Genomic DNA, 5,978 nt, shown 5'->3' on the forward strand with positions numbered 1-5,978 from the left:
GTGGATGTCACCGAGCTCGGTGAAACGGTCGGCGGCCTTCTGGTGGGCCTCTATGGCTTCGTCGAACCGCCCCACCTGCTGCAGAGCGGCACCGAGGTTGTTCAGCGCCAGAGCTTCGCCGTGGCGATCGCCGAGATCACGGCAGATGGCGAGGTCCTGGTGGTGGGCCGCTATTGCCTCGTCGAACCGCTGCACCTGCTGCAGAGCGGTGCCGAGACTGTTCAGGGGCCGGCCCTCGCCGTGGCGTTCACCAAGTTCGCGGCAGATCGTAAGGTCCTGCATTCTCGCTCCAGGAGTGTCGCGCGCTCCCGCCCTCACTGCCTGTTCCTCACGCCGAGCGACGGCGTGGCTGGGCGGGCAACCCGTTCATGCTGACACTCTTAGTAATCATTCGGGCGGCTAGCCCTGCAACCAGCCGGGTGCCGACCGCGCCCAACCGGATGACACATTCGCTTGCCCGGCGCATAGGAAACGACTGCTGCACTGTGACGATCCCGAGCGGCGGGCGCAGGCGGAACGGCGCTGGGCGCTGGAGATGGCGGCGCGCGGTAATGCCTGCTCGTCGAGCGGCGTACGGCCGAAGGGCGGTTGGAAGTCGCCGGTAGGGATGCCGCCGGATTCGCGGTCGAGGTCGTCGAGCAGGACGGCGAGACGCAGACCCGTTCCCGTGGCGCTGAGCGCGGTTCCGTCGGCGAGGCGGAGCGTGCGCGTACCCCAACGGGCCATGGCGGCGGCCTGTCAGCCGGTCGCCTGGGGCTGCTTGCGGTCAGTGGTGGACGCGGTGGTTGCTGTACTTCGCTGCTGTACAGCAACCACCAGTCGTATGGCGTGTCAGTCCCCGGAGAAACCGAAGAAGCCCACGTGGGCGGGCTGGCCGTCGGCGTAGAGGAGCACGTAAAAGCCCGTCCAACGCATCCGGAGTTCACCCAGCAGCGTCGTGTTCTCTTCTCCAGGCCGACTGGTTTCCATGGCCTCATAGGACCGGGCCATCGTGTCGTTGTACTGGTCGACCGTCGGACGGTCGGTGCCGAAGTGGTGGATAAGCCGGGCCGGAGCCAGCGGGCGTATTGTGCCGTAATCCGCCACTTGAAGTTTGCGCGGAGGCTCCGACGTCTCGACGATGCGATCTATGTCCAGGATCGAGTGAGTGCCCTCCTCGCCCATAAATTCCTCGTCGGCATAGAGTGCCTCAAGGCTCTCGTACTCCTCGCCGTCGCCGTACAGCTCCTGGAAGACCTCGTCATGTAGGGCCGCTAGCGTCGCCTGGAGACTTCCTCGGTATGGAGTGACGTAATCCCACCCGCTGGCACCCATGGCTCGCCTTTCGTAGTTCGCGATCAATGGCGGTCACAGTAGCTATCGGGTGTGACAAGAGGCCCAGGGGCTTGCACCCACCGCGCGGGCGAGCAATCACCGCTTTAGGAGCGAGGTGGGGCGAGTTGGCGCCTGACCTGTGAAACGTGGACCTGGGCGTCTGCTGGCCATGGCCACTGCTGGTAGCCGCGGTTCCCCGTGGCTCCCCGCCCGATCTGGCGCGGTTGTGGCACGGGGAACTTCTGACCTGTAGCTCTAGAAGGACCGGTTACCTGCGACGCAGGTCGCCATGAGGTCTCGGAAGACTGCAACAGGACGCCTCTCGGGTCTTCTCGTTGATCGGTAGACGGCTGCCTCGCCGAGACGGGCCTGATCATCAGACCCACGTGACCACCACGACAACGCGAGTTCCACCTCGTATGACAAGCGAGTGGGATTGGGCGACACACCTGACCACTACGCAATATAAGGCACTGAACATGCATATGATTCAATGTCGTATATTTAATAACTCTGTAGGAGGAAATGTCATGGCCAGCAAGCCCAGCATTGTCTTCGCCCACGGACTCTGGGCGGATGGGTCGTGCTTCAACAAGCTCATCCCCACGCTCCAGGCTGAAGGCCATGAGGTTTTCGCCTCACAGCACGGCCTCAACTCTCTCGAAAGCGACGTCGCGTGCGTCAACTTCACGCTCAACCACGTCCCCGGCCCGATCGTGCTAGTCGGTCACTCCTACGGTGGGACTCTGATCACCAAAGCGGGCACCCACGACCGCGTCGCCGCTCTGGTGTACATCGCTGCGCTCGCCCCAGACGAGGACGAGACGTCGCAGGAACAGCTGGACAAATTCCCCAGCACGCCCATCTTCGAGCACCTGGACGTCGCTGACGGCCGCGTGTGGCTCAAGCCCTCGGGCGTCCCGCACTTCTGCGGCGACCTCCCGGAAGCGGAGCAGAAGCTCGTCCTGGCGACGGGCGCTGTGCCAGTGGCGGACCTGTTCAATCAGCAGGTTCCCGGCACCGCCTGGCGGACAAAGCCAAGCTGGTTCATCGTCGCCAACAGCGACCACACCGTGCACCCCGACCTGCAGCGGTCCGCCGCCGAGCGCATGGGCGCCGATATCCGTCCTGTGGACAGCAGCCACGTTCCCATGCTCTCGCATCCTGACTTCGTCCTCGATGTGATCCGTGATGCCGCGAAGTCCCTCAACGCATAGGTCACGCCGACAACGACCGCAGCACCGCACGCAATGAGGCACCCCCAGACCGACCGGGCCGCACCCTTGCGACGACATCACGCTTTCAACCTGGATCCACCGATCGGTGACCGAGGCGGGACGGGTCTGACGCAGAGAGGTGGCCATCGCGGCTGGTTCAGGGCTGTTTGACTGACGCCGACGGTCCACTCCCGTACGCACTTCCCGATCCTGCGCCCGTACGCCGATGCCGGCCCTCCCGCCGGCCGCCAGCACGGCAGGCAGGGACTGCCCAGACAACGGCTGACCCACACCGACTGTCCATGCAGATCAGCCGCACACCGCCCCCGTTCAGTGCGCTACCCAAACGCTTCGGGACGAAGAGGTCTTGACGGCAGACTCTGACGGCAACGTCAGCAGACCGCATCGGTCTTCAGCGCCTCCCGGAGCATTGATCGTGCTCTACCGCAGGCTCGGCACCCAGGCGGAAGGTTCAGCTGGTCGAACTTACAAGGCAGATGTCGGCGGTTCGAAACCGTCCGCGCCCACCAGCGAAAAGGCCCCCAGCCGATCATGGCTGGGGGCCTTTGACATCGCGCTTGCCAACGCCCGGGGCCTCACCTCATAGCGCCACAGCATCGCCCGGCTGACGGCAGTCTGACGGCAACATCAGGAAACACCACGGTACGTAGCGTGAGTCACGGGGCGTCAACGCTGGTCATTTCCCGGACAAAACGAGATCCACTCCGCCCGATCAACTCCTCTGTCGGCTCCGCCTGTTCAGAGCAGCTCAGCGAGCCCGAAGCCGAGCAGCCCTGCGCCCCAGGACCCAAGGCAGATCCAGAAGGCGGTCCGGCCGCACGGAAGAGCGCGCACCGCGGCATTGAAGCGCTGGCTCTGCTCGATCTTCCCCGGAGAGGGGTAGCGCCCAGTGGCGAGGACCAGCCCTCCGAGCACCGACATGCCGAGCGCGATGAAGACGATGGCGGCGCCCCCTGCCACCGATCCAGCATTCCGTTCCATGTAGATGGTTCCGTTATCGCGGACCTCGATCCGGTCTCCTGGCTGTGCCTCGTCGCTGGCGAGCTCATGCTGCGGGTCGGTGTCCGAGCCGTCGGCGGCGCTGAATTCCCCCCAGCACCGCCGGGTCTCGCGCCGGTCGTCGGCCTCGCGGTCACTGTCGCTATACGAGACGTCGATCCGGCAGCCGGCGACGGTCAGGGTGCCTCCGGTGCCAGCCAGGCCCACGGAGGTAGCGAAGGTCTGGGTGCCGTACGTGCCTATGAGTACGCCGACGAGAAGTGTGGCAAGACCGATGGCACGGATGACGATGCGAGACATGGAGCAGGACACTACATCGCTGGCCAGAATCCGGAATCACCCGCTCCGCACGGAGCGGAGCACGAGGCGCGCACAGCCAAAGTTGTGGGTACGGCCGCCAGACGAAAGGGCCGCCCAGTGGCCGACGCTTCCGGCTAGGGACGCGTGCCCCTTGCGTGCCCGATGAGTCGGGGACCAGCGGGGAACCACGGGGCCTCGGGGCGGTTCGGCCACCGCCCTGCAGGTCAGCCATGCCCCAGGTCAGGCCGCATCCGCATACGTGGTCTTCCAGACTAGCTACACATCCCGCAGGGCACCGTGGTCGTGCATGCTGTCGGACATGAGCGAGCCCGACCCCCAGTACCTGAAGGTCCACTTCCGCCTTGAAGTGGAAGACGACTGGCCTCCCGCCAGTGTGGAGAGCCTTTGGGGTGTCGATCGCGGCGCTGGAACAGTCGAGTTGGCGAACTCCCCCTTCTTCGTACGAGGTGTCGCCATCGGTGACGTTGTAGAGACCTCCGTGGACGAGGATGGAACCAGGTGGGCAGGCAAGGTGGTTCAGCCATCGCAGAACTGCACTATTCGCTTGATCGTGCTCCGCGATGGCGGTTCGGCCGCGGCTCGACAGAGCGTGATTAACGCCTTCCACGAGCTGGGTACTGGCGGTGAAGGCATCGAGCGATTCCGGATGGTGTCGCTAGATATCCCCCCGGAAGCGAACCTCGGCAGGATCAAGAAGCTCCTCCACCACGGAGCCGATCAGGAGTGGTGGCACATGGAAGAGGGCTGCGTCACGGAAGCTTGGCGAACCACCGAGGTTGCTTAAGACCACCGCTTGATGATCTTTGCTGGAGATTCCGAGGCCGGCCACACCTGGATACGCATCTTCTCGGTGGTTTCGGGGCTCTCGTCAGAGTCGATGTCGGCCTGAGCTGCCCGAGCCAAGTTGCTCCGGGACACGCGGACGCGGTTCCAGCCTGACGGGACCTCGAACGTAGCCGCATCGGGGGCGTAGTCCGTGCAGCCCAGAACCATCAGGCGACCCAACGACACCTCGAGGCTGGCCTCAACCACGTGATCGAATTCCGAGCTGTCATCACTCGGCTCCTGAGGCAGGATGACAACAGTGACGGATACGTTGACATTGACCGCAGTGCCGATGCCCAGCGCATCCTGTGCAACCGCGAGGTGATCGGCAACGGCCTGGTCCGTCCACGCGTCGCTTAGATCACCGTCCGAATCCGCATCGGATACGTGTATCTGAAAGTAGTCCGCGAAGAGGGTGAGCTCTGCCGTTGTCATCATGGCGGCACAGTGCCATGCAGCACTGACAGCCGGAGATGCCGTATAGCAGAGAAGCACAGCAACCGTGTCAGCTGTCCACGGCCTGTGTAGCCGTGTACTGACCGGAATGCCTGAGGCTGACCGACCTGCATTGAGCTACGGATCAGAAGGTTCGGCGCACCGATCTGTCCTGAAGCGCGGCGGCGCTAGGATTGCAGCCGGGCGAAGCCGTAGCGCAGAGGTAGTCGCGCGCGGTCTCCAAAATCGCGAGGACGCCGGTTCGAATCCGGTCGGCTTAGCCTGCCCCAGCTGTGCGTCCAGGACGAAGAGCGACCGTGCCAGATGTGTGCCAGAACGGCCGGCGACCCGCGGTCTATCCCGGTCACTCCACGGCGCTGTCTCGGAGTGACCGGGACGGCCTTTCCGCAGCTCAAACGTCCTGTCCCAACTTGTGTGCCCGGTGATTCCCAAGCTCAGAGCTCAGGGCCGGTATGGCAGCGGGATCTCGTGAGCTTTCAGCGCAGCGGAGTAGCCCGCGAGCAGCGCGTCGAGGTCCGCCAGGAGAAGGCCGGCGGTTTCGCGAGCCTCAGCCACGTCTCCCCGGTCGAAGGCCTCCACTACTTCAGCGACGTCGCTGCGGAGGATGGATAGAGAGTCACCCTGGATCAGCACACCGGGGAAGCGGCGGCCGGGCAGGCGCACTACTGCGTTGTTGCCACCGTCCGTGAACAGCTCAGCCTCGACACGCTCCATACGGCCATCCAACCTGAGACGCCATCCGCTTATCGATTACGGGGCTGGCCTGGTCGAACAAGGTTCCTGATCGGGTGATCGCGTGAGGGCCGACGCATGGCAGCAGGGCCT

7 protein-coding genes and 1 tRNA gene are annotated in these 5,978 nt (G+C 64.5%); 3 read left to right on the plus strand and 5 right to left on the minus strand.

The window, feature by feature from the left end; all coding sequences use genetic code 11:
* A partial coding sequence (locus ACWCP0_RS40585) for a tetratricopeptide repeat protein (protein WP_451083746.1) occupies positions 1-282 on the minus strand: 282 nt, incomplete at its 3' end.
* 549 nt (positions 283-831) lie between these two features.
* A complete protein-coding gene (locus ACWCP0_RS40590; RefSeq protein ID WP_451083738.1) occupies positions 832-1,341 on the minus strand; it encodes a hypothetical protein in 510 nt (169 codons plus the stop codon).
* A gap of 503 nt (positions 1,342-1,844) precedes the next feature.
* On the opposite strand from ACWCP0_RS40590, the gene ACWCP0_RS40595 reads away from it, so the two are divergent.
* Positions 1,845-2,531: an alpha/beta fold hydrolase gene (locus ACWCP0_RS40595; RefSeq protein ID WP_451083739.1), complete on the plus strand. Its 687-nt coding sequence runs from the start codon at positions 1,845-1,847 to the stop codon at positions 2,529-2,531.
* A gap of 759 nt (positions 2,532-3,290) precedes the next feature.
* On the opposite strand, the gene ACWCP0_RS40600 is transcribed toward ACWCP0_RS40595, so the two are convergent.
* A complete protein-coding gene (locus tag ACWCP0_RS40600) occupies positions 3,291-3,851 on the minus strand; it encodes a hypothetical protein (protein ID WP_451083740.1) in 561 nt (186 codons plus the stop codon).
* Between the two features lie 319 nt (positions 3,852-4,170).
* Between ACWCP0_RS40600 and ACWCP0_RS40605 the strand changes: the two genes are divergently transcribed.
* Positions 4,171-4,656: a DUF4265 domain-containing protein gene (locus ACWCP0_RS40605; protein ID WP_451083741.1), complete on the plus strand. Its 486-nt coding sequence runs from the start codon at positions 4,171-4,173 to the stop codon at positions 4,654-4,656.
* On the opposite strand, the gene ACWCP0_RS40610 is transcribed toward ACWCP0_RS40605, so the two are convergent.
* A complete protein-coding gene (locus ACWCP0_RS40610) occupies positions 4,653-5,135 on the minus strand; it encodes a hypothetical protein (RefSeq protein ID WP_451083742.1) in 483 nt (160 codons plus the stop codon). The genes ACWCP0_RS40605 and ACWCP0_RS40610 overlap by 4 nt on opposite strands.
* Before the next feature lie 202 nt (positions 5,136-5,337).
* Here ACWCP0_RS40610 and ACWCP0_RS40615 point away from each other — a divergent pair.
* Positions 5,338-5,413: transfer RNA gene (locus ACWCP0_RS40615), tRNA-Trp, on the plus strand.
* A 181-nt stretch (positions 5,414-5,594) separates the two neighbouring features.
* Here ACWCP0_RS40615 and ACWCP0_RS40620 read toward each other — a convergent pair.
* Positions 5,595-5,867, minus strand: a complete 273-nt coding sequence (locus ACWCP0_RS40620) for a DUF6959 family protein (RefSeq protein ID WP_451083743.1) — start codon at positions 5,865-5,867, stop codon at positions 5,595-5,597.
* Positions 5,868-5,978 lie beyond the last annotated feature (111 nt).

This window comes from Streptomyces sp. NPDC001970, from assembly GCF_053594115.1.

Bases quoted from the DNA above. Each gene is read 5' to 3' on its own strand.
- ACWCP0_RS40610 (WP_451083742.1), bottom strand. From the start codon at position 5,135: ATGATGACAACGGCAGAGCTCACCCTCTTCGCGGACTACTTTCAGATA.
- ACWCP0_RS40605 (WP_451083741.1), top strand. From the start codon at position 4,171: ATGAGCGAGCCCGACCCCCAGTACCTGAAGGTCCACTTCCGCCTTGAA.
- ACWCP0_RS40600 (WP_451083740.1), bottom strand. From the start codon at position 3,851: ATGTCTCGCATCGTCATCCGTGCCATCGGTCTTGCCACACTTCTCGTC.
- ACWCP0_RS40620 (WP_451083743.1), bottom strand. From the start codon at position 5,867: ATGGAGCGTGTCGAGGCTGAGCTGTTCACGGACGGTGGCAACAACGCA.
- ACWCP0_RS40595 (WP_451083739.1), top strand. From the start codon at position 1,845: ATGGCCAGCAAGCCCAGCATTGTCTTCGCCCACGGACTCTGGGCGGAT.